The 21,390-nt window shown below is 69.5% G+C and carries 18 protein-coding genes; 7 read left to right on the forward strand and 11 right to left on the reverse strand.

All coding sequences use genetic code 11. The annotated features are described in order from the left end of the window. Positions 1 to 44: 44 nt before the first annotated feature. The 3 genes from rpsP to ffh all read right to left on the reverse strand — a co-directional run bounded on the left by rpsP (position 45) and on the right by ffh (position 3,767). Complete coding sequence (rpsP, locus tag LVB77_RS14265) at positions 45 to 302, reverse strand: 30S ribosomal protein S16 (RefSeq protein ID WP_232906754.1); 258 nt, start codon at positions 300 to 302, stop codon at positions 45 to 47. A 405-nt stretch (positions 303 to 707) separates the two neighbouring features. Next, the gene (locus LVB77_RS14270; RefSeq protein ID WP_232906755.1) at positions 708 to 1,607 is read right to left on the reverse strand and encodes a hypothetical protein; all 900 of its coding nucleotides are present in this window, start codon (positions 1,605 to 1,607) and stop codon (positions 708 to 710) included. Between the two features lie 792 nt (positions 1,608 to 2,399). Further along, complete coding sequence (gene ffh, locus LVB77_RS14275; protein WP_232906756.1) at positions 2,400 to 3,767, reverse strand: signal recognition particle protein; 1,368 nt, start codon at positions 3,765 to 3,767, stop codon at positions 2,400 to 2,402. A gap of 161 nt (positions 3,768 to 3,928) precedes the next feature. Between ffh and ccsA the strand changes: the two genes are divergently transcribed. From ccsA to LVB77_RS14305, 6 genes are all read left to right on the forward strand, one after another. Next, positions 3,929 to 4,717 (forward strand): cytochrome c biogenesis protein CcsA, encoded by a 789-nt coding sequence (gene ccsA / locus LVB77_RS14280; protein WP_232906757.1) that lies wholly within the window; start codon positions 3,929 to 3,931, stop codon positions 4,715 to 4,717. A 28-nt stretch (positions 4,718 to 4,745) separates the two neighbouring features. Continuing rightward, positions 4,746 to 5,414 (forward strand): CPBP family intramembrane glutamic endopeptidase, encoded by a 669-nt coding sequence (locus LVB77_RS14285; RefSeq protein ID WP_232906758.1) that lies wholly within the window; start codon positions 4,746 to 4,748, stop codon positions 5,412 to 5,414. Positions 5,415 to 5,579: 165 nt separating this feature from the next. Continuing rightward, the gene (locus LVB77_RS14290; RefSeq protein WP_232906759.1) at positions 5,580 to 6,038 is read left to right on the forward strand and encodes a MarR family transcriptional regulator; all 459 of its coding nucleotides are present in this window, start codon (positions 5,580 to 5,582) and stop codon (positions 6,036 to 6,038) included. A gap of 3 nt (positions 6,039 to 6,041) precedes the next feature. Next, positions 6,042 to 7,535 (forward strand): efflux transporter outer membrane subunit, encoded by a 1,494-nt coding sequence (locus LVB77_RS14295; RefSeq protein WP_232906760.1) that lies wholly within the window; start codon positions 6,042 to 6,044, stop codon positions 7,533 to 7,535. Further along, positions 7,532 to 8,716, forward strand: a complete 1,185-nt coding sequence (locus LVB77_RS14300; RefSeq protein WP_232906761.1) for an efflux RND transporter periplasmic adaptor subunit — start codon at positions 7,532 to 7,534, stop codon at positions 8,714 to 8,716. Before LVB77_RS14295 ends, LVB77_RS14300 begins: the two co-directional genes overlap by 4 nt. A gap of 149 nt (positions 8,717 to 8,865) precedes the next feature. Continuing rightward, positions 8,866 to 10,428 carry a DHA2 family efflux MFS transporter permease subunit gene (locus LVB77_RS14305; protein WP_232906762.1) on the forward strand — a complete coding sequence of 521 codons (1,563 nt, stop codon included), beginning with the start codon at positions 8,866 to 8,868 and terminating at the stop codon, positions 10,426 to 10,428. Positions 10,429 to 10,486: 58 nt separating this feature from the next. Here the strand turns inward: LVB77_RS14305 and LVB77_RS14310 are convergent, their stop codons facing one another. Together LVB77_RS14310 and LVB77_RS14315 are read right to left on the reverse strand one after the other, a co-directional pair. Further along, positions 10,487 to 12,193 carry an enoyl-CoA hydratase-related protein gene (locus LVB77_RS14310; protein WP_232906763.1) on the reverse strand — a complete coding sequence of 569 codons (1,707 nt, stop codon included), beginning with the start codon at positions 12,191 to 12,193 and terminating at the stop codon, positions 10,487 to 10,489. A 325-nt stretch (positions 12,194 to 12,518) separates the two neighbouring features. After that, on the reverse strand, positions 12,519 to 14,987 hold the full coding sequence (locus LVB77_RS14315; RefSeq protein ID WP_232906764.1) for an XVIPCD domain-containing protein: 2,469 nt from the start codon (positions 14,985 to 14,987) through the stop codon (positions 12,519 to 12,521). A 117-nt stretch (positions 14,988 to 15,104) separates the two neighbouring features. Here LVB77_RS14315 and LVB77_RS14320 point away from each other — a divergent pair, with 117 nt between their 5' ends. Then, positions 15,105 to 16,118: an ankyrin repeat domain-containing protein gene (locus LVB77_RS14320; RefSeq protein WP_232906765.1), complete on the forward strand. Its 1,014-nt coding sequence runs from the start codon at positions 15,105 to 15,107 to the stop codon at positions 16,116 to 16,118. 87 nt (positions 16,119 to 16,205) lie between these two features. Here LVB77_RS14320 and radA read toward each other — a convergent pair whose 3' ends face one another. From radA to LVB77_RS14350, 6 genes are all read right to left on the reverse strand, one after another. After that, the gene (gene radA, locus LVB77_RS14325; protein ID WP_232906766.1) at positions 16,206 to 17,615 is read right to left on the reverse strand and encodes a DNA repair protein RadA; all 1,410 of its coding nucleotides are present in this window, start codon (positions 17,613 to 17,615) and stop codon (positions 16,206 to 16,208) included. Between the two features lie 176 nt (positions 17,616 to 17,791). After that, positions 17,792 to 18,079, reverse strand: coding sequence for a hypothetical protein (locus LVB77_RS14330; protein WP_232906767.1), 288 nt, complete (start codon positions 18,077 to 18,079; stop codon positions 17,792 to 17,794). A gap of 182 nt (positions 18,080 to 18,261) precedes the next feature. Then, positions 18,262 to 18,567: a hypothetical protein gene (locus LVB77_RS14335; protein ID WP_232906768.1), complete on the reverse strand. Its 306-nt coding sequence runs from the start codon at positions 18,565 to 18,567 to the stop codon at positions 18,262 to 18,264. A 303-nt stretch (positions 18,568 to 18,870) separates the two neighbouring features. After that, entirely contained in the window at positions 18,871 to 19,995 is a 1,125-nt protein-coding gene (locus LVB77_RS14340) for a hypothetical protein (protein ID WP_232906769.1), read from the reverse strand. A 57-nt stretch (positions 19,996 to 20,052) separates the two neighbouring features. Then, positions 20,053 to 20,340 (reverse strand): hypothetical protein, encoded by a 288-nt coding sequence (locus LVB77_RS14345; RefSeq protein ID WP_232906770.1) that lies wholly within the window; start codon positions 20,338 to 20,340, stop codon positions 20,053 to 20,055. Positions 20,341 to 20,767: 427 nt separating this feature from the next. Further along, on the reverse strand, positions 20,768 to 21,346 hold the full coding sequence (locus LVB77_RS14350; protein ID WP_232906771.1) for a TetR/AcrR family transcriptional regulator: 579 nt from the start codon (positions 21,344 to 21,346) through the stop codon (positions 20,768 to 20,770). Positions 21,347 to 21,390 lie beyond the last annotated feature (44 nt).

A 21,390-nucleotide genomic window follows, 5' to 3' on the forward strand; every position in this document is an offset into this window, starting at 1 on the left:
CCGTGAGGCGGTCGCCGCGCGCACGGGGCGCGCGGCGAAACGGCTTAGGCGGCCGGAGCGGCCTTGCCGGCCTGCTTGTAGAGGCTGGCGACCTTCTCGGTCAGCTGAGCGCCCTGGCTCACCCAATGCTTGACGCGCTCGAGGTCGAGCTCGACGCGCTTCTCGTTGCCGGTGGCAACGGGATTGTAGTAACCGACGCGCTCGATGTTGCGGCCGTCGCGGGCGCTGCGGCTGTCGGTGACGATGATGTGGTAGAACGGACGCTTCTTGGCGCCGCCACGAGTCAGGCGAATCTTGACCATCTTTACAGTTCCTGTGTTGCCCAGTCGCCGGATTGGCGAGGTAAGCCGGAAATTGTAGCGGATTCGTGGGCTTAGGCAAACTGCGGCCCGGCCTGACCGGCCCGTGGGGTCCTGAAACGGGCCTCAGCGGCCTCCTGCGGGGGCCTTGGCACGGTGCGGAGCGGCCTGCGCCTTCCTCGCGAACCTTGCCCACCCTGCGCTGCCGGCCCGACCGGAGGCGCCCGACCCCTCCCCCGCCCTGCCTCCCCGCGCTGCAGGAGCCCTGTCCGTCCAGGCAGCCCAGGCGCAGGGGCGCTCAAAAAAAGAAGAGTGGCGCGGCGGGCCCTCCCTGGCCCGCCACGCCACTCGTTGTTCGGCCGTCCGTGGCCGGCCCCGCCTTCCCCTGGCAGGGCTGTAGGCGATTCCTCAGAGGCGGTAGCGGATCGTGCCCCGCAGCGCCTCGGCCGCGCCGTCGCAGTGCTGCTCGAACTGCGCGTGCAGCGCGGTGATCACGCCATCGGGGTCGTACTCGACCGCCTCGATGCGCAGCGTGCCGCTGCTGACCCGCATGCACGGACGGTTGGGACGCTCGAACACGAACACGGCGCTGCCGGCCGGCGCGGTGTCGCCGATGGCGTAGGTGCCGACCTGCAAGGTCTGCCCATAGGGCGCGAACAGGCTGGCCCGCCAGTAGTCGCGCTGACCGTGGGCGTTGAACATCGCCGACTGTCCGCCGCCCCACAGCTCGAACACCGAGGTGTCGCCGTAGTACGACTTCTGCAGGCCTTCGCCGACCACGTCGCCGGGGTCGCTGTCGATCTTCAGCGACAGCGGCGCGACGTTGTGGCGGATCACCGCCGCCAGCACCGGCGCGTCGGCGCTGTTGCAGTGCTGCAGCACCGTGGCCTCCAACGCGACCACACGCTCGTCGGCGTCCAGTTCCAGTTGCTGGATGTGGATCTCGCCCCAGGCGTCGTCGCAGCGGCGGCCGTTGTTGGCCAAGTAAACGTAAGGCGCGCGCCCGGTACGGCGGGTGGGGTTTTCGGCGTCGTAGTAGCGGCCGACCTCGAACTTGCGGTCGCGCGGCGCGCCCAGCGACACGTACCAGCTGTCGTCGTCGCGCGAGACCATGAGGCGGATCGAACGCGCATCGGCGTCGAGCGTGAGGCTGGCGTCGGCATCGGTGTACACGGCCGACTGGCCCAGGCCGACGGGATCGCCGGGCTGGCTGGTGGTGGAGAACAGCGTGGCCGCTTGCGCGGGCGCGGCGACAACGCTTGCGAACGCGAGAGCAGCGGCAAAACAGGTCGGGTGGAACTTCGTCATGGGCTCGTTCACTCCTTGAGGGCGGCCGGCGGCTCCCGGGACGGGAACGGCTCGGCCTATGGCGAATGCGCCGGCGCGAATGCGACGGCGGCGAGTCGTGGCGACTCCGTCGTGCGCTGCGGTCCTGCATCGCGCGACGAGGGATATGATCGGATTCGGGCGTCTCCCTGACCGAGACTGCGGATGCCGCCTGTCCGGCGATGCGCGGCGCGCGTAATCGCAATGGGCGATACGCGTGTGGTGTACCTATGCCGATGCGTGGCGAACGGTGAGGACCGAGGCCGTCGAGCTTGCGTTCGCGCATGCGGTTTCGCGGTCGCGGCTTACGCCGCTCCTACTCCGAAGCGGGCGCGCGGCTTTCTGTGGGAGCGGCGTGAGCCGCGATAGCGAAAGGCGAACGACGACGCGGGCCAGGAGCATTGCGTTCGCCGCATGCGCCGCTTGCGATTGAGCCGGTTGACCAGGCGATCGGGGGGCAATCGCGGCTTACGCCGCTCCCACAGAATGCGTGACGCGCTATCGCGGGCTCGAGCGGCTAGCCGCTAGCCGTGTGCCGTGTGCCGTGTGCCGTGTGCCGTGTGCCGTGTGCCGTGTGCCGTGTGCCGTGTGCCGTGTGCCGTGTGCCGTGTGCCGTGTGCCGTGTGCCGTGTGCCGTGTGCCGTGTGCCGTGTGCCGTGTGCCGTGTGCCGTGTGCCGCGAGCGTCGACTGGCGAAGACCTGACACCGCGCCAGCCGCAAACGAAAACGGCGGCCATCGGCCGCCGTTTCATGTGCAACGCGCTATCGCGCCGATCAGCGGAACGGCATGCCGCCGCGGCCGCCCATCATGCCCTTCATGCCGCGCATCAGGCCCTTCATGCCGCCGCCGGAGAGCTTGCTCATCATCTTTTCCATCTGCTGGAACTGCTTCATCAGCTTGTTGACGTCGGCCGGCGTCATGCCCGACCCCTTGGCGATGCGCGCGCGGCGCGAGCCGTTGAGCAGCGCCGGGTTGCGGCGCTCCTTCTTGGTCATCGAGTTGATGATCGCGACCATGCGCGGCACTTCCTTGCCGGTGACCTGGTTCTTGACCGCGTCGGGGATCTGGCCCATGCCCGGCAACTTGTCCATGAGCCCGTGCAGGCCGCCCATGTTCTGCATCTGCTCGAGCTGGTCCTTCATGTCGTTGAGATCGAACTTCTTGCCCTTGGCGACCTTCTCGGCGAGTTTCTGCGCCTTGTCCTTGTCGACCTGCTGCTCGACCTGCTCGACCAGCGACAGCACGTCGCCCATGTCGAGGATGCGGCTGGCGACGCGGTCGGGATGGAACACGTCCAGACCGTCGGGCTTTTCGCCGACGCCGATGAACTTGATCGGACGGCCGGTGATGTAGCGCACCGACAGCGCGGCGCCGCCGCGCGCGTCGCCGTCGGTCTTGGTCAGCACCACGCCGGTCAACGGCAGCGCTTCGCTGAAGTGCTTGGCGGTGACCGCGGCGTCCTGGCCGGTCATCGAATCGACCACGAACAAGGTTTCCACCGGCGTCACCGCCGCGTGCAGCGCCTTGATCTCGGCCATCATCGCTTCGTCGATGCTGGTGCGGCCGGCGGTGTCGACGATCAGCACGTCGACGTAGGACTTGCGCGCGTCGTCGATGGCCGCGCGCACGATGGCTTCGGGCTTCTGGTCGGCGCTGGAGGCGAAGAACAGCACCTCGACCTGCTCGGCCAGGGTCTTGAGCTGTTCGATCGCGGCCGGACGGTAGACGTCGGCCGAGACCACCATCACCTTCTTCTTGCGGCGTTCCTTGAGGTGCTTGGCGAGCTTGGCGACGGTGGTGGTCTTGCCCGCGCCCTGCAGGCCGGCCATCAGGATCACCGCCGGCGCCGGCACGTTGAGATTGAGGTCGGCGGCCTGCGAACCCATGACCGCGGTCAGCTCGTCGCGCACGACCTTGATCAGGGCCTGGCCCGGGGTCAGCGACTTCAGCACTTCCTGGCCGACCGCGCGCACCTTGATGCGCTCGATCAGGGCCTGCACCACCGGCAACGCCACGTCGGCCTCGAGCAGCGCGATGCGGACTTCGCGGGTGGCCTCGCGGATGTTCTCCTCGGTCAGCCGGCCGCGGCCGCGCAGGCGCTCGATGGTGCCGGACAGGCGTTGGGTCAGGGATTCGAACATGGGGCGTCGGGGGCGTTGGGCGGAATCGCCAAGTATAGCGTCCGAGGGGCGGGAGGCTGTGGGCGGGGTTCTTAGGGCGAAACGCAAATCCCCTCGATCCCCTTTCTCCAAAGGGGAGGAAAGCGAATCCCGAATCCTGGCCGATATGCCACACTGCGGCGATGACAATCGTTCTCATCGCCGTCGCTCTCTATCTGGTCGCCGCCGGGCTGTTGGTCGCGGCCGTGCGCAAGGACGGCGGGCGCAAGGCCCGGCTGTGGCTGCTGCCGGCCGACCTGGCGGTGCTGCTGCACGGCGCGGCGCACCTGATGGCCTGGAAACTGGCCGGCGGCGCCGATCTGCATTTCTTCGCCGCGCTGTCGCTGGTCGGCCTGGGCATGGCGGTGCTGACCGCGGTGGTCGGCGCGTCCGGGCGCATGGCGGCGCTGGGCGTGGTGGTGTTCCCGCTGGCCGCGCTGACCCTGATCGGCTATCACAGCTACGGCCACGTGCTGGCCGAGCCGCTGGACTGGCGCCTGCAGCTGCACGCCTGGTTCGCCCTGCTCGCCTACGCCACGCTGGCGATCGCGGCGCTGCTGGCGGTGATGCTGTGGCTGCAGGAACGCGCGCTGCGACGGCGCGAATTCCACGGCTGGCTGCGCGGGCTGCCGCCACTGGTGGAGCTGGAGACGCTGCTGTTTCGCACCATCGCGGTCGGCTTCGTGCTGCTGACGGCGACCCTGCTGACCGGTCTGCTGTTCGTGGAGAACCTGCTGGCCCAGCATCTGGTGCACAAGACCGCGCTCAGCGTGCTGTCGTGGCTGGCTTTCGGCGGCCTGCTGGTCGGACGCTGGCGCTACGGCTGGCGCGGCGGCACCGCGGTGCGCTGGACGCTGGCGGCGATGGCGCTGCTGGTGCTGGCGTTCTTCGGCAGCAAGTTCGTGCTGGAACTGGTGCTGCGCCGCTCCTGAGTCCAAGGCCCAACCAACGGTAATCCGCATGCAGGACTGGATACGCTCGCTGTCGCCGCGCAGCGAGTTCGTGGTGGTGATCGGGCTGGCGTTCGGCTGGGCCTTGCTGTCCAGCTTGCAGAGCGTGCTGTCCGGCGCGTCGGCGCAGGCGGACGCGGCCTACACCTTCAGCGCCGCCGACTTGTGGAGCGTGCTTATCGTCGAGCTGACGGTGATTGCGATGCTCGGTTACTTCCTGCGCCTGCGCGGCTGGACCCTCGCGCATTTCGGGCCGCCGGCGCAGGCGCGCGATCTGCTGCCGGCGCTGGCGCTGGTGGCGGTGTCGATCGTGTCCTTCCAATTGCTCGCGGCGCTGGCGTTGTCCAGCGGCGCCGGACTCAAGCCGGCGCAGATGACGCCGGGCGTGAACTGGATCCTGATCCTCGCGGCCTCGGCGGTGAACGGCCTCTACGAGGAGCTGTTCGTTTGCGGCTATGTCCTGGTGGCGCTGCGCGAGCGCTGGGGTCTGTGGCCGGCGATCCACGTCAGCACCGCGATCCGCGTGGCCTACCACCTCTATCAGGGCTCGGCCGGGGTGCTGGGGATCGTGCCGATGGGCCTGATCTTCGCCGGCTGGTACGCCCGCAGCGGGCGCCTGTGGCCGCTGGTGCTGGCCCATGCCCTGCTCGATGCGATTGCGTTCGCGGCCCTGTCCTAGCCGATAAATTCAGTCTATCTGACTGATTTAATTGATTTACACCCAGAATCGTCGCCCCCGCTCCGGGGCCAGCGGCGGCGCCTGCGCGCGTCGCGACACGGCGTTCCATTGACGTAACAATATTTGCATTGACAACTATTGCACGGGGTAGCAATATGCCGCCCCATGACGACCGCCCCTCCCCCTATCGCCTGCAGCGGCTCCACCCTGGGCCTGCTGTTCCGCCAAGTCCGCGACGCCATGTGGGCGCAGATGGAACGCGAGCTGGCCGCCGCCGGCCATGAGCTCACGTTCAGCCAGTACATCACCCTGAAGAAGCTGGCCGACGGCACCGCCGGCGTGACCGACCTGGCCCGGGCCGCCGAGCTCAACCCCGGCGCCATGACCCGTCTGCTGGACAAGCTGGAAGCGCGCGGCCTGGTCGAGCGCGTCGCCGATCCGTCGGATCGCCGGGCTTTGAACATCCATCTCACCGACGCCGGTGTAACGATCTGGCAGGACATCAACAAGTGCGGCCAGCGCGTGCGCGAGCAGGCGTTGAGCGGCATGAGCGACGAAGAACGCAACACCCTCACGCGCCTGCTCGAACAGGTGCGCGACAACCTCACTCCCTCCGGTTCCTGAGCCATGCACACCACCGCCCCGCCCCGACGCGCGCTGCGTCCCCTGCTCACCGCCCTGGCCGCCGCGCTGATCCTGGCCGGCTGCGCGAGCACCCACGGCCTGTCCCCCGAAGGCCGTGCGCTCGACGCCGATACGCTGGAAAGCCAGCGCAGCCTGGGCGCCTATGCGGTCTCCGACGCGGCGTTCCCCAAGCAGGACTGGTGGACCGGGTTGGGCGATCCGCAGCTCGACGCGCTGATCGCCGAGGCCCTGGCCGGCACGCCCGGCCTGGACGCCGCCGACGCGCGCGTGCGCCAGGCGATCGCGCAGGCCGGCCTGGCCGACGCCGCGCGCAAGGCCACGGTCGGCGCCAGCGCGCAGTACGCGGGCGTGCGCATACCCGAAACCGTCGCCCCGGAACCGCTGGGCGGCCACTACAGCGGCGTCGAACTGCTGTCGCTGAGCTTCAAGTACAGCCCCGACCTGTGGGGCGGCCACCGCGCGCGCTGGCAATCGGCCCTGGGCCAGGCCCGCGCCGCCGAGGTAGAGGCGCAGGCCGCGCGTCTGACGCTGTCGTCGAACATCGCGCGCGCCTACGTCTCGCTGGCGCAGGCGCATGCCGCGCAGGACGTCGCCGTCGCCGAGCAGGAGCGCGCCAGCCGTCTGCTCGGTCTTGGCCGCCAGCGCGTCAAGGCCGGCCTGGACAACCAACTGCAGATCCGCAACGCCGAAAGCACCGTCGCCGCCGCGCAGCAGCAGGCGCAGGCCGCGCAGCAGCAGATCGACGCCACCCGCAACGCGATCGCCGCCCTGCTCGGCAAGGGCCCGGACCGCGGTTTGAGCATCGCCAAGCCGGCCTTGCTCAGCGCCGCCGCACCGGCGATTCCCTCGGTCGCGTCCAGCGAATTGCTCGGCCACCGTCCCGACGTGGTCGCCGCGCGCTGGCGCGTGGAAGCCGCCGCGCACGGCATCGACGCCAGCAAGGCCGACTTCTATCCGACCGTGAACCTCAGCGCCATGATCGGCCTGGCATCGGGCGGCCTGTCCGACCTGTTCTCCAGCGACGCCTTGCTGCTGCAGGGCGGCCCGGCGATCAGCATGCCGATCTTCGACGGCGGCCGCCTGCGCAACCAACTGGCTAAGAGCGACGCCGACTACGACCTGGCCGTGGCCAACTACAACCAGAGCCTGGTCGGAGCGTTGCGCGAAGTCGCCGACGCCTTGCAGGCCGCGCGTTCGCTGGATGCGCAGCTGGTATCGGCGCAACAGGCGCGCGACGCCGCGCAGGCGGCCTGGCAGCTGGCCACGGCGCGCTACCGCGGCGGCCTGGGCACCCAACTCGACGTGCTGTCCGCGCAGCGCCCGCTGCTGCAGCTGGACCAACAGATCACCGCGCTGCGCGCGCAGCGCCTGAGCGCCTCGATCGACCTCGATCGCGCGCTCGGCGGCGGGCTCGTGCTGGCCGCTCCCACTACCGAAGTTTCCAACTCCGACATCGCCAAGGCCTCCACGCCATGACCACCGAAATCAATCCGCAAGCCGCGGCTCCGGCCGCGCCGACCAACGGCAAGCGCCGCAAGTTCCTGCTCCTCCTGCTGGCCGTGGTGGTGATCGCCGCGATCGCATGGACGGCGTGGTACCTGTTGGTCGCGCGCTGGCATCAGGACACCGACGACGCCTACGTGCAGGGCAACGTCGTCAGCATCACGCCGCAATCGATCGGCACCGTGGTCAGCATCGGCGCCGACGACGGCATGAAAGTCGAGGCCGGCCAGGTGCTGGTGCAGCTCGATCCCAACGACGCCCAGGTCGCCTACGAACAGGCGGTGGCCAACCTCGCCAACACGGTGCGCCAAGTGCGCGGCCTGTACAGCGCGGTCGATGCCGGCCAGGCCGACCTGAGCGCGCGCGAAGTCGCCGTGCAGAAGGCGCGCGCCGACGTGAAGCGCCGCGAAGGCCTGGTCGCCAGCGGCGCGGTCTCGGCCGAGGAACTGGCGCATGCGCGCGACGAACTCGCCGCCGCCGAAGCCTCGCTGTCGTCCTCGCGCGGCACGCTGTCGCGCAACCGCGCGCTGGTCGACGCCACCACCCTGGGCAAGCAGCCGCAGGTCGCCGCCGCCGCCGCGCAGCTGCGCCAGGCCTACCTCAACCTGCAACGCGCGGCGATCGTCGCGCCGGTCTCGGGCTACGTCGCCAAGCGCAACGTGCAGCTGGGCCAGCGCGTGCAGCCGGGCGCCACGCTGATGACCATCGTGCCGCTGGAACAGGTCTGGGTGGACGCCAACTTCAAGGAAACCCAGCTCAACAACATGCGCATCGGCCAGCCGGTGGAACTGCATTCGGATCTTTACGGCAGCGACATCGCCTTCGACGGCAAGGTCGCCGCGATCGGCATGGGCACCGGCAGCGCGTTCGCCCTGCTGCCGGCGCAGAACGCCAGCGGCAACTGGATCAAGATCGTGCAGCGCGTGCCGGTGCGCATCGAGGTCGACCGCAAGCAGGTCGCCGAACACCCGCTGCGTCTGGGCCTGAGCATGCACGTGGACGTCAACATCCGCGGCCAGGACGGCGCGATGCTGGCCCAGGCTGCGCCGGCCAAGCCGGTGCTGACCACTGATGCCTACGCCAAGCAGCTGGCCGACGCCGATGCGCTGATCGAGAAGATCGTCAACGAGAACCTGCCCAACCGTCACGGCTGAACGGTCTCGCCGCCAGCGCATTCGCCCCCCCGCCGGTTCCGTTCGTCGTCAAGGCATTGGCTAGTCACTTCGGTATCGGCTCGTCGTTCCCGCATCGCCGGGAATGACGAGCAAACACAACGCACGCCGCTCCATTTCAAGGCCGACCCATGTCCGCTACCGCCACCGCCGCCGCGCCCGCCCCGCAAGCCGGCTTCCGGCCGCCGAACATTCCGCTGACCACATTGGGCCTCGCGCTGGCGTCGTTCATGCAGGTGCTCGACCTGACCATCGCCAACGTGTCGCTGCCGACCATCTCCGGCAACCTCGGCGGCAGCGCCAATCAGGCGACCTGGGTGATCACCTCCTTCGCGGTCAGCAACGCCATCGCGCTGCCGCTGACCGGCTGGCTGACCCGCCACTTCGGCGAGCGCAAGCTGTTCGTGTGGGCTACGTTCCTGTTCGTGATCGCCTCCCTGCTGTGCGGCCTGGCCAACAGCATGGGCCTGCTGGTGGCCGCGCGCGCGCTGCAGGGCTTCGTCGCCGGCCCGATGTACCCGATCACCCAGGCCCTGCTGATCTCGATCTATCCACCGCACAAACGCGGACAGGCGATCGCCTTGCTGGCCATGGTCACCGTGGTCGCGCCGATCGCCGGCCCGATCCTGGGCGGCTGGATCACCGACAACTACAGCTGGGAATGGATCTTCTTCATCAACGTGCCGATCGGCATCTTCGCCAGCCTGGTGGTCGGCAGCCAGCTGCGCGGCCGGCCGGAGAAGCTGGAAAAGCCGAAGATGGACTACATCGGCCTGATCACCCTGGTGATCGGCGTCGGCGCGCTGCAGATCCTGCTGGACCTGGGCAACGACGAGGATTGGTTCCGCTCCAACCTGATCGTGATCCTGGCGATCGTGTCGGCGATCGCGCTGGCGGTGTTCGTGATCTGGGAACTCACCGACAAGGATCCCATCGTCAATCTGCGCCTGTTCCGGCACCGCAATTTCGCCGCCGGCACCGCGGCCATGGTGATCGCCTACGCGGCCTTCTTCGCCGTCGGCATCCTGGTGCCGCTGTGGTTGCAGCGCAATCTGGGTTTCACCGCGATCTGGGCCGGTTTCGCGACCGCGCCGATCGGCATATTGCCGGTATTGCTGACACCGTTCGTGGGCAGGTACGCGCACAAGTTCGACCTGCGCTGGCTGGCCACGTTCGCCTTCATCGCGATGTCGCTGACCAGCTTCGCGCGCTCGGGCTTCAACCTGGACGTCGACTTCAACCACATCGCGATGGTGCAGCTGTTCCAGGGCTTCGGCGTGGCGCTGTTCTTCATGCCGGTGCTGCAGATCCTGCTGTCGGACCTGCAGCCGCACGAGATCGCGGCCGGCTCCGGCCTGGCGACGTTCATGCGCACGCTGGGCGGCAGCTTCGCCGCCTCGCTGACCACCTACGCCTGGACCGAGCGCGGCGCGGTGCACCACGCCCACCTGACCGAGAAGCTGTCGGCTTACGATCCCAACCTGATCGAGACCGCCACGCGCATGGGCGGCGGCAATCTGCAGACCGGCGCGGCGATGTTGGAACGGATGATCTCCAACCAGGCCGCGCAGATCGGCTTCAACGAGATCTTCCACCTGCTGGGACTGATCTTCCTGGGCGTGATCGTGTTCGTGTGGTTCGCCAAGCCGCCGTTCCAGGCCAAGGCCGGCGCGCCGGCGGGCGGCGGTCACTAAGCGCGACGCGGCGCGCATACGAACAGGGCCGGATTGTTCCGGCCCTGTTTTTTTAGGCTCAAGCCAGCGACGGCGCCGTGTGCGGGTCGCGCAACGGCTCGGCCGACGGCAGCGCCGCGCCCTTGCGCACGAAGCGGTGGCGGGCCTCGTGGTAGGCGGGATCGGGACCGAAGAAGTTGCGGTACATGTGGCTGAGTTCCTCGGCGGCGTAGCTCTCCAGCGGCTTGCGGCGCTCGTCGCTGGCGCGGCGGCGACGCTTCACGCCCATCGCCTTGCGCCAGGCGTCCGGCTCGATCAGGCCCTGGATCCGCGTCTCCACCTGCGCGCGGAACGCCGCGCCATCCGCGCCGAACGCGGCGTCGATCAGGCCGATGCGTTCGGCATGCTCGCTGGTCAACGGCTGCAGGCTGTCGGTGAGTTCCTGCGCACGCGCGACGCCGACACGGCGCGGCAGCAGATACGTCCAGTACTCCGAGCCGTACAAGCCGCCCATGCCCTTGTAGTGCGGATTCAGCACCAGTCCCTCGCGCGCCCAGACCTGGTCCGCGGCCAGCGCCAGCACCACGCCGCCGGCGCCGGCGTTGCCCTGCATCGCGGCGACCACGCGGTGGCTGTCGGTCAGCACGATCTCGCGCACCAGCGCGTTCATGGCCAGGATGTTGCGCCAGGATTCCAGCGCCGGATCGGCGGCGGCCTCGATCTGATTGAGGTGGATGCCGTTGCTCCACACGTCGCGGCCGCCCATCAAGACGATCGCGCGCGTGGGCCGCGCGCGCGCATGCAGGAACGCGGCGCGCAGCCGCTCGCACTGCCGCGTCGACATGGCGCCGTTGTAGAAGTCGAAATGCAGGTAGCCGACCGCGCCGTCCTCGCGGTAGTGGATGTCGCGCCAGGTGTCGCCACGATCGGGCGCGTCGATCGGCAGCGATCGCTCCGGCACGCGCGCCATGCGCCGCGGCCCCAGCACCTGCGCGGCCGGCAGCTTGACCCCGTCCTTGATGCGCAGATGGCCCAGCCACACGGCGCCGTCGCCGCTGGCCACGCAGACCGCGCCCTCGCGCTGCGCCAGCAGGTCGCCCGGCCGCCCGCGCAGTTGCGCTTCCGGCCACGCGTCGTAGAGCTGGCACGGCAGCCCGGCCAGGATCGCGCGCGCGCCGGGCGCGCTGTCGCCGCAGCGCACGCGGCGCAGGACGGTGGCGCTGGGCAGATCCCAGTCGACCGCGCGGTCGGCCGCGCGCATCGACGGACGCAGGCGCCCGCGCACGTCGGCGTCGCGGTAGTCCAGCGCGCGCGGCGTGTGCAGGCCCGAGGCGTAGCGTTCTACCGCCTGCAGCAAGGCGCGCATCGCGGCTTGCGCGACTTCGTGGCGATACAGTTCGCTCTTCCCGACCTCGCGCATGGGGAACGTGGCGCTGGCCCAGATATCGCCGGCGTCCATTTCCGCCGCCGCCTGCAGCACGGTCACGCCCCATTCGCGCTCGCCGTCGAGGATGGCCCAGTCCAGCGAGGACGCGCCGCGATCGCCGACGATGCCGGGATGCACGATCAGGCAGGTGGTGCGATTCCAGATCGCCTCGGGTATCGCCGATTTCAGCATCGGTGCCACGATCAGGTCGGGGCGCTCGCGCTGCGCCGCCTGCTGCATGGTTTCGGGGTCGCTGGCGACCTGGATGACGACGTCGTGGCCCAGCTCCGACAGCCGGCATGCGGCCAGCTGCGACAGTCCATTGCACGCCGTGCACAAGAGCAATATGCGCAGTGCCATCGAACAGTCCTTGTTCGTCCGTGTGACTTCACTGTCGGCCAAGGCCGACGGGCAAACTCGCTCCCTAGTCACAGTTCTTACGCGTTCTTCGCGGCGGACCGGTCAAACCTGGACGGCGGTCGGATACCGAGTCGCAGGCCTGCGTGGGAACGGGCGCGGATGCGGCGCGAGGCCGCGTTGGGTGCACGAACGGCAGGCCTCGGCCGCGGTGCCGACTAGCGGCTTGCCGACGAACGGCGTGCCGGATTCCGGCGGATGCGGACGGCGATCTTCGACTGGCCGACGCGGCGCGGACGAATGCGCGCCGCGTCGCCGCGCGCGGCGATCAGGCGCGGCGTGCGGCGCGTTCCGCGCTCTGCGCGTCCTGCCCCTGCTGCTGCGATTGCGCCTGGGCCGGTGCGCGCGCGGCTTCGATCTCGGCCGCGCGTTGGGTGCTCTCGCGCAACGGCGTGTCCATGCCGCGCGCGGTCTCGACGCTGGCGTTGAGGCGCGCCGGGTCGTCCAGCCGGCCCTGCACCGCGAACACACGGCTGGCGTCGCGGCTGAGTTCGACGTGGTGGATTTCCTGCATGCCGCTGCGCATCGCCGCCACCGCAAGCGAGCCGGCGAGCTGGTCGCTGCGCGGATCGGACGCGCGCGCGTGGCGCGCGTCCAGCGCATATACGCCTTCGGCCGCGCCGCGGTACAGCGGATACTGGCTATGGCGAGGGTCGTTGAGCAGCACGCCGTCGCCGTCGGGACTGGACCGCGCGCCGGTCGGCGTGGCGTTCGCGCCGCGCGCGCCCGGCTCGGGCTGCGGCGTCACCGGCGCGTCCTGGCCCGGCGGCGCGATCGTCGGCAGTCGCCTGAGCGCGGCCTGCTCCATCTCGCGGGTGCGGAAATCCAGGCTGGGCAGCACGGTGTCGACCATGCCGTGCCGCTGCACCGCCTCGCCGGCGGCCTGGCCGATGTTGTCGAACAGCACCTTGGTCTGGACGATATTGCCGATGCCACTGGGACGGGTCGGATCGAAGGTCACCGCCGCGCCGCCGATGCCGGCCACGGTCGCGCCGGTCAGGGCGAACCCCAGCGGCGCGTAGCTGGTGGTGCGGCGGATCTGGTAGCCGGTGGCGTCGAGGGTGGCGTCGATGGAATGGCCGGCGCCGTCGGCGGCGCGGCGCACGTTGGCGCCCAGGGCGTCGGCGGTCTGCTCGATCGCGCGCGCGCCCTGGTTGGCGCTGGCGCGGGTGTTATTGGCGGCCTGCTGCGAGCCGGCCAGCGCCGCGCGCGCTTCGCCGCGCTGCGTTTCGCAATACTGGGCGGTGGCGCGGTCGCGCTGGTCGGCGATGTCGTTGAGCATCGGCACCCAACGCCCGGCGCCGCGCAGGAAACTGTTGGTGGCGCTGTTGGTCCATTTGGCGCCTTCGCACTGGACCATGTCGACCGCGGCCGCGGCGCGGCCGGACACCAGTTGCACCTGGGCCACGGCTTCGCCGCCGGTGCGCACCTGCCAGCTGCCGATCTGGCCGACCGTGTGGGTGCCGGCCTGGGCCACGCGGCCGCTGGTCTGCAGGCCCACGCGGGCGCCATCGCCGGCCAGGTCCAGGCCGCGATCCACCACGCGGCCACCGCCGGCGACCACTTCGCCGGCCTGCCGGCCGACCTGGGCGCCGGCCAGCGACACCGTCGCCACGCGCAGCAAGGGGCCTGCGAATTCGCCCGCCTGCCCCAAGGACATCGCCTGCGGGCGGTCGATCAGGCTGCCCTGCGCATCGCGCGTCTTGGGCGTCAGCAAGGGCTGCACCTGGCCCGCCGCCAGCGGCATCTCGCGCAGGGCGCGGTTGCCCGACTGCGTGGCCAAGGCGTCGACCAGCCCGCGCGCATCGGCCTGCGCCTCGCGGCTGTACGGCAGGTGCTGCGCGAGTTGCTGGCCCAGCAGTTCCTTCGCGCCCGGCAGACGCATCAGGTCCGAGGCCTGATTGGCGACGCGACCGAGTTCGGCCCGGCGCAGACCGTTCATGCGGTCGATGCTGGTCTGCACGTCGGTCAGCACCTCGCCGGTGACCTGGTAGGCGACAACGTTCTGGTTGGGGTTGTGAACGGTCAGGCCGTTCTGATCCGCGTAGCGCTGCGCGGTGGCTTGGTGCAGGCCGGCGGCGTTGAAGGTGGTGGCGGGCACGCCGGTGATGGCCGAACCGGCCGAGGCCATGCCGCCGCCGAGGGAGTGGCCGACGATTTCGAAATTACTGCCCACTCCGGAGTTTCTGAACTCGACCGCAACCTCCATCGCCCGGTCGTAGTAGTTGCTTTGCAGCCCCAGGCCTTGCCTGCCGTTGTTCATCCAGTCTTCTGGCGCGGATTCGCGCGTCACCTGCCTGCCGCCCTCATCGAACACGACCGGGCCGTTGGAACCCTTGTAGCTGAGCACCGGCTTCACTTCGGGGCCGAACACCCGAGGGTCGGGCAAATAGATCTCGGCCCGGAACGCGGAATCGTCAGGTTGCAGCAACTGATCGATACGCGCGTTGTTCCAGGCCACGCCGGAGCCGCGCAGGAGTTCGGGATGTTCGCTGCCGCGTAACCAGCCCGGCGGCGGCTGTCCGACATGCTCGGCGGAACGGTAGACATCGGCGGCCAGACCGGCCATTTCACGGGCGTGGTATTGGCGTTGCAAGGCATCCGCCTGGGCCATCGACTCGCGGTCGCCGCCGGCGCGCATCGAGGCCAGCAGGGCCTGCTGTTCGCGCAGCTGAGCGATCTTCTCCTCGACCGTGCGCGGGGTTTGCGACGGGAGTTCCTGCTCGGGCGTGGACATGGCGGTTCTATCCCTGAACGGCGCTAAGCTGAGGCCGAAACTGCCACTTCGCCCCGCCCCTGTCAAACGTCGGCTTTGTTACATTCGGGCCGCCCCACGCCAAGGACGACCGCCGCCATGACGCTGCCGCTACCGCCCTCGCCGCTACGTCGCTGGTGGCTCGCCGGCCTGATGTTGTGCGCGCTGACCGCGTGCTGGGCGATGCCGCCCGCCGGTGGCGATCGGCTGCCCTGGGATCCGGGCGATTACTTCGAGGGTCCGGCGCTGCAATTGGCGCTGGCCAGCGATCGTCGCAAGGCAGAACAGATCCGCTGGATGATCCACGACCAGGGCATCAATCCGGATCGGCTGTTCGACAAGGGCGACATGCCGTTGGTGGCCTGGCCGGTGTTCAACGAGAACCCCGAAGGCCTGCGTCTGCTGCTGGAGAACGGCGCCGACCCGAACGCGCGCAAATACGACCCGCAACGCAAACGGGGACAGTATCGCAACAATGCGATGGTGCTGGCGGCGCGCACCGAGAATCCGATTTATCTCAAACTGCTGTTGGACCACGGCGGCGACCCGAACGCGCTCAGCTCCAATGAAGAGTCGCTGATGCACGTGGCCTATCTGGCCGGCCGCTGGCAGAACATACAACTGCTTTTGCAGCGCGGCGCACGCATCAACGAGCCCTTGTTCGCCAAATCGGAGAGCTACGAGGGCCACGACACCGTACTCAATTGGTACGCGCGCCTGGGCAATTTCGACAAAGCCTATTGGTTGCTGCAGCACGGCGCCGATCCGGGCAGGAGCATGTGGGTGCCGCCGGATACCAAGGACGGCGCCAAGCTGGCGTTGCGGAAGCCGATTTTGGAAAGCATCTTCTGGCTGCCGGTGAAACCTCACATGGTCGAATGGCAGCGTAAGTGCCAGATGTTCGCGCTAGCCCGCGGCCTCAGCCCGCCGCCGATGCCCGACGCCATCAAATTCAGCCGCAAGGGCCTGGGCCTGCCGACCGAGGAAAAGGACATACCGTTGCCGAGCGTGGAAGAAGCCAAGCGCGCGCAGGCCGCCGAGCCCAAGCCGGTGACGATGCCGGAACCCGCGCCCGAGCCGACGGTTGCCCCGTCGCCCGCGCCGGCCGGATAACGCCAGCCCGACGGAGCGCTCCGCGGTACGACGCCTGCAGCACGTCGGCCATCCGGCGCGCTCGCCGCGGCGCGCCATCGCCCGCCCTCAGTCCGCCGACGCCTCCAGCGCATCGGCCAGCCGTTCCACGCCGATCACCGTCATCTCCCCCACCCGCCCGCTCTTGGGCGCGTTGGCCTTGGGCACGATCGCGCGCTTGAAGCCGTGGGTCGAGGCTTCCTTCAGGCGCTCCTCGCCGTTGGGCACCGGGCGGATCTCGCCGGACAGGCCGACCTCGCCGAAGGCCACGGTCTGATCGGCCAGCGGCCGGTCGCGCAGCGAGGACAGCACCGCCAGCAGCACCGGCAGGTCGGCCGCGGTCTCCTGCACTCGGATGCCGCCGACCACGTTCACGAATACGTCCTGATCGCCCACCCCGACCCCGCCGTGGCGGTGCAGCACCGCCAACAGCATGGCCAGGCGGTTGCCCTCCATGCCCACCGCGACCCGGCGCGGATTGGACAGCGGCGAGGAATCCACCAGCGCCTGCACCTCGACCAGCAGCGGCCGGGTGCCTTCGCGGGTCACCATCACGCAACTGCCCGGCTGCGGGCTGCGGCTGCCGGACAGGAAAATCGCCGACGGGTTGGGCACCTCACGCAGGCCTTTGTCGCCCATCGCGAACACGCCGAGCTCGTTGACCGCGCCGAAGCGGTTCTTGAACGCGCGCAGCACTCGGAAACGGCTGCCGCTCTCGCCTTCGAAGTACAGCACCGCGTCGACCATGTGCTCGAGCACGCGCGGACCGGCGATGCCGCCTTCCTTGGTCACATGGCCGACCAGGAACACCGAGGTGCCGGTTTCCTTGGCGTAGCGCACCAGCCGCGCGGCGCTCTCGCGCACCTGGCTGACCGAGCCCGGTGCGGCGCTGAGCTGTTCGGTCCACAAGGTCTGCACCGAATCGGCCACGATCAGCGCCGGCTTCATGCGCACGGCGTGTTCGAGGATGCGCTCCACGCCGGTCTCGGCCAGCGCGTGCACACCGTTCAGCGGCAGCCCCAGACGCGCGCCGCGGCCGGCGACCTGGGCCAGCGATTCCTCGCCGGTCACGTACAGGCCCGGCAGGCTCTGGGCCATGCGCACGATCGCCTGCAGCAGCAGGGTCGATTTGCCGATGCCCGGATCGCCGCCGACCAGCACCACCGCGCCGTGCACCAGGCCGCCGCCGAGCACGCGGTCGAACTCGCCGATGCCGGTGCTGACGCGCGATTCCTCGCCGTGCTGCACGTCCTTGAGCGCGGTCACCGCCGGCGCGTCGGCGCGCCCGGCCCAACTGCTGCGGCGCGTGGCCGCGACGCCGCCGCCCTTAGCCGCGGGCTCGACCACGAACTCGCTAAGGGTGTTCCAGGCCCCGCACTCGCCGCACTGGCCCTGCCACTTGGTGTGGTCGGCGCCGCATTCGGAACAGACGTAGGCGGTGCGTGCCTTGGCGGCGGGCTTACTGGCGGGCTTGGACATGGCGACGAAGTGCGGAAACCGGCTAGCACTGTACCGGGATGGCGTCGCAACGCGCGAGACGGCAAGCGCCCGAACGCGCGTAGCCGGAGGCCGAGGGCGCGAGTAGGAGTTTCCCGACCCGGCGCTATCGCAACAAAGAACGCCCGACGCCAGCGATACCTAGGCCACGCCGAAACTCAGGCCGCCAGCGGCCGGTGATGCTCCGGGTACAGCGCCGGCAGCCAGCGCTGCGGCGTCGCCAGCAGGCCGGACACGTCGGCGCGCGCGACGATGCCGTAGCCGCGCGCGTCGATATCGGCGGCGATGCTGCGCCAGTCCAGGCGCGGCGCGGCCATCGCGCTTTCGACGGTCCAGCCGAAGCGCAGCGCGCCCAGGGCGAACATCTCGTCCAGCGGCAGGGGCCGCCCCGCGGGTGCGACCACATAGCCTTCTTCGTCGCCCACCACGAACACGTCCACACGCATCGAATCACTCCTTGCACAAACCTACGCCCGAGCGGTCCCACCGCTCGACGGCGCGCCATGGTGGCGATCGCGAAAGAAAAATTTCGTGAAAGAAAGATGGCCGATTGGTGAATCCTGCGGCCTGCGGCGCGATGGATCGCAGAACGATCCGTTCTCGCGCCATGCGCAGGCGTCGGCGCGACTCAGGCGGCTTCGAGACGGCTGAGCAGGCGCCGCAACACCAGCGCAAGCGTCCGCCGCGAGGATTCCATCGCGGCCAGGTAGTCGCCGGGACGCTCCTGCCCCATCGCGTGCTTGGCGGCGTTGACGGTGTCCAGCACCAGCACCACGCCGTCGGCGCCGACCATGTCGCTGAGCGAGCGCCGGTGCGCATCGAGACGGCGTTCGAGTTCGTAGTCCAGCCCGCGCCCGGCACGCGCGCTCACGCGGGCGAGCGTCGCATCCAGGCGCTGGACTTCGTCTTCGATCTGCGCGGACGTGTAATGCATGGACGGCGGTTCCTGTGAGGGCACGTCGGCGACGGCGGGCAACGAGGCTAGGCAGCGCGCGTCTCACCGGATGACACTGCAACGGCGGCGGGCACTTAGCGCTGGCAAATCTGACCGGCGCGGCCCACGCGGGTTCCGCGACCGTGCACGGTTCGATTCAGGCCTAGCTCACGTTGCGAACGTGGCGCGCGCGCGCAAGCGGACACGGCCGCACCGCCGTTGCCAGGCGGTGGCGCGTCGTCGTGCAAGCGTGTATGGCCAGGCGATCGCGCGACCGCCCGGCCCTGCGGCGCGATGCGCCGCTCAGCCCATCGCCTTGCGATGCTCGGGCTGTTCGGCGGTCTGCGCGGCCGCCAATTGAACCTGCGCCTGCGCGGGTACGGGCGCCTGCACCGCGACCGTGGCGGCGTCCTGTTCGCGCACGCCGCGCGCCTGGTTCTCGCTGACCATGGCGTAGTTCGGCCCGGTCGGCCCCTTGCTGCCGTCGAACACGAACATGTTGCGATCCGGCTGGCCGCTGGCGTCGACGATGGCGTTGCCGGGCTGGATGCCGGTCACGCCCTCGAACCCCTTCAACTTCGCGCCGGCATACAGATTGGCCGCGAGCTGTTCGTCGGCCATGCCGTGCGTGCGCATCGCCGCGACGACCTGCTGGTACATCGGGTCTTCGCGCATGCGCGCGACGTTGGGGTCGAGTGCGGCCAGCGCGGCGCGCGCCTCGCCGGGCGCCGCGTCGGGCGTCAGGCTGGCCTGGCGGCTGTCGGTGGACACCGCGCCCGGCGTCGGCAGCTTGGGGCCGATCACGTCGTCCGGCGACAGGCCGTGCTGGCCCACGCGCACGCGATCGCTCCACTCCATGCTGCCGCTGCTGTTCATCACCACCAGCTTGCCCTGATCCAGTTGCTGGCCGATCAGGTTGGCCAGTTGCTCGGGCGTGGCGTTGCGGTTGGCGGCGCCGATCTGGTTGCCGATGGAATTGTTGTACAGGTCCATCGCCTCGCGATTGGCCCAGTTGCCGGGCAGGCCTTCGTGCGCGGTGGTGAAGGCCTTGCCCCACTCCGGCCCGTATTCCTGCGCGAGCCGCGCGCTCCAGTAGGCATGGCGGAACGCGTCGCGGTGGCCGTCGTTGCCCTGCCACTCGCGCGCGCGGTCGGCGGGAACGCCGGCCGGCACCGCGTTGTCGGGGAAACGCCGCTCGCCTTCGGCGAAGGCCTCGCGCGCGATGTCGCGGAAACCGCTCAAGCCGACCAGGCCGCGATCGCGGGTGAGCCGGTCGAGCAGCTCGCCCTCGGTCTTGGTCATCTGCCGGCCGTCGGTGAACGGTATATCGATCGCGCCGAACGCGCGCGGACGATAGGTGATCACTTCATCGTCGGCGACCTGATAGTTGGTCCGAATGTCGTTGAGGTTGGGGCGTGGGTCCGACATCGCGCTCTCCTTTTCGCTTGCGTTCGTACGCCGCCGCGCGCCGCGCGGCCGGGAACCTTACCGGCGCGCCCAGCGGCGCGATGCCACGCGCCCGTCCTGGTAGCGGACCTCGTAATACTCTTCGTCGATGCCGGCATCGGAGACGCCGAGTTCGTAGATGTCGACGTGGGTCGCGCCGTCGCTGGAGTCCGGCTCGCCGAGCACGCCGATCACTTCCTCGCGCGTCATGCCGTCGGCGATCGCCTTGGTCAGCGCCGGCACCATCGCGCCGCGTTGGTTGTCCAGCGGCTTGGCGCCGCGTTGCGATTTCCAGGCAGCCGAATCGAAGTTCGCGTTCTCGTGCATGGCGCAGGCCGTCAAGAGGAAGGGAATGAGCAGGACGCCGATCCGCGCGCGCGGCGCGCATCGGGATAGGAACGCCAAGGTGATCGCTGGCTTGCGCATGAACCGTCCCTGGAGTGAAGGCGTCCGGACGGCCATGAGCCTAGCACGGCCGGTCGCGGCCGTGCCGGCACGCTGTCATACGCATGTTCGGCGCGATGTCGGCGCCCATCCTGGGTTGCGTTCGCGCCGACGCATCGTCCGCCGCGTGTGGGCTGGCGGCTCGAATCGGTGAAGTCCGTGAAGAGGGCCGCGACACTGCGCCCGGCGGGTCGTACGCGCGCCGCCTCGCGACGCGTCGGCACGCACTGCGGACGCAAACGCCGTCGGCCGCCTTGGCCGTTGGGCCGGCGCGTCCCTGCGGCCGGTCTGTGGGGCGAGTCGCCTGGGCTCAGGCGCTGAGCATGCGGATCGCGCTTTCGGTGTAACGGTCGAGGATGCGCGGCGTGCGGATCACCTTCACCAGCACCAGGATGCCTTGATAGCTGGTGGTCAGATGCTGCGCGAGCGCGCGCGGATCCTTGCCGCGCGGGATGCGCCCGGCGCTTTGCCCGCGACGGATCAAACGCAGGAACGCCGCCTCGAACTTGCGGATCCCGCGCGCGACCTTGCGGTGGATCTCTTCGTCGCTGGGACCGACTTCGATGGCGGTGTTGGTGAGCAGGCAGCCGCGGTGCTCGCCCATCGCCACGTCATAGGTCGAGGTGAACAAGGAGCGCACCGCCGCGGCCGGATCGTCGCCGCTCAGATGCGCGGCGATGCGGCGATCGACCACGTCCGCCAGGTAGTAGTCCATCGCGCTCAGGAACAAGTCCTGCTTGTTGCCGAACGCGTTGTACAAGCTGCCCGGCAACAGGCCGGTCGCCGCCTCGATGTCCTTCATCGAGGTGCTGGCGTAACCGCGCCGGCGGAACAGCTGACTGACCTCCCGCCGGGCGACGTCGACATCGAAACTTTTTCCTCTTGTCATGGCCCTGTATTCCTCCGCTGATTAGCTGTACTTGCATTTTGTAT

The sequence above is a fragment of the Lysobacter sp. 5GHs7-4 genome (genome assembly GCF_021284765.1).
GTDB lineage: Bacteria > Pseudomonadota > Gammaproteobacteria > Xanthomonadales > Xanthomonadaceae > Lysobacter.

What these genes read in the sequence shown, in the direction of transcription:
- rpsP (WP_232906754.1), bottom strand. Translation starts at nt 302, where the DNA reads ATGGTCAAGATTCGCCTGACTCGTGGCGGCGCCAAGAAGCGTCCGTTC.
- LVB77_RS14330 (WP_232906767.1), bottom strand. Translation starts at nt 18,079, where the DNA reads ATGCGTGTGGACGTGTTCGTGGTGGGCGACGAAGAAGGCTATGTGGTC.
- LVB77_RS14310 (WP_232906763.1), bottom strand. Translation starts at nt 12,193, where the DNA reads ATGGCACTGCGCATATTGCTCTTGTGCACGGCGTGCAATGGACTGTCG.
- LVB77_RS14300 (WP_232906761.1), top strand. Translation starts at nt 7,532, where the DNA reads ATGACCACCGAAATCAATCCGCAAGCCGCGGCTCCGGCCGCGCCGACC.
- radA (WP_232906766.1), bottom strand. Translation starts at nt 17,615, where the DNA reads ATGTCCAAGCCCGCCAGTAAGCCCGCCGCCAAGGCACGCACCGCCTAC.
- LVB77_RS14295 (WP_232906760.1), top strand. Translation starts at nt 6,042, where the DNA reads ATGCACACCACCGCCCCGCCCCGACGCGCGCTGCGTCCCCTGCTCACC.
- LVB77_RS14320 (WP_232906765.1), top strand. Translation starts at nt 15,105, where the DNA reads ATGACGCTGCCGCTACCGCCCTCGCCGCTACGTCGCTGGTGGCTCGCC.
- ccsA (WP_232906757.1), top strand. Translation starts at nt 3,929, where the DNA reads ATGACAATCGTTCTCATCGCCGTCGCTCTCTATCTGGTCGCCGCCGGG.
- LVB77_RS14350 (WP_232906771.1), bottom strand. Translation starts at nt 21,346, where the DNA reads ATGACAAGAGGAAAAAGTTTCGATGTCGACGTCGCCCGGCGGGAGGTC.
- LVB77_RS14270 (WP_232906755.1), bottom strand. Translation starts at nt 1,607, where the DNA reads ATGACGAAGTTCCACCCGACCTGTTTTGCCGCTGCTCTCGCGTTCGCA.
- ffh (WP_232906756.1), bottom strand. Translation starts at nt 3,767, where the DNA reads ATGTTCGAATCCCTGACCCAACGCCTGTCCGGCACCATCGAGCGCCTG.
- LVB77_RS14315 (WP_232906764.1), bottom strand. Translation starts at nt 14,987, where the DNA reads ATGTCCACGCCCGAGCAGGAACTCCCGTCGCAAACCCCGCGCACGGTC.
- LVB77_RS14305 (WP_232906762.1), top strand. Translation starts at nt 8,866, where the DNA reads ATGTCCGCTACCGCCACCGCCGCCGCGCCCGCCCCGCAAGCCGGCTTC.
- LVB77_RS14335 (WP_232906768.1), bottom strand. Translation starts at nt 18,567, where the DNA reads ATGCATTACACGTCCGCGCAGATCGAAGACGAAGTCCAGCGCCTGGAT.
- LVB77_RS14290 (WP_232906759.1), top strand. Translation starts at nt 5,580, where the DNA reads ATGACGACCGCCCCTCCCCCTATCGCCTGCAGCGGCTCCACCCTGGGC.
- LVB77_RS14345 (WP_232906770.1), bottom strand. Translation starts at nt 20,340, where the DNA reads ATGCACGAGAACGCGAACTTCGATTCGGCTGCCTGGAAATCGCAACGC.
- LVB77_RS14285 (WP_232906758.1), top strand. Translation starts at nt 4,746, where the DNA reads ATGCAGGACTGGATACGCTCGCTGTCGCCGCGCAGCGAGTTCGTGGTG.
- LVB77_RS14340 (WP_232906769.1), bottom strand. Translation starts at nt 19,995, where the DNA reads ATGTCGGACCCACGCCCCAACCTCAACGACATTCGGACCAACTATCAG.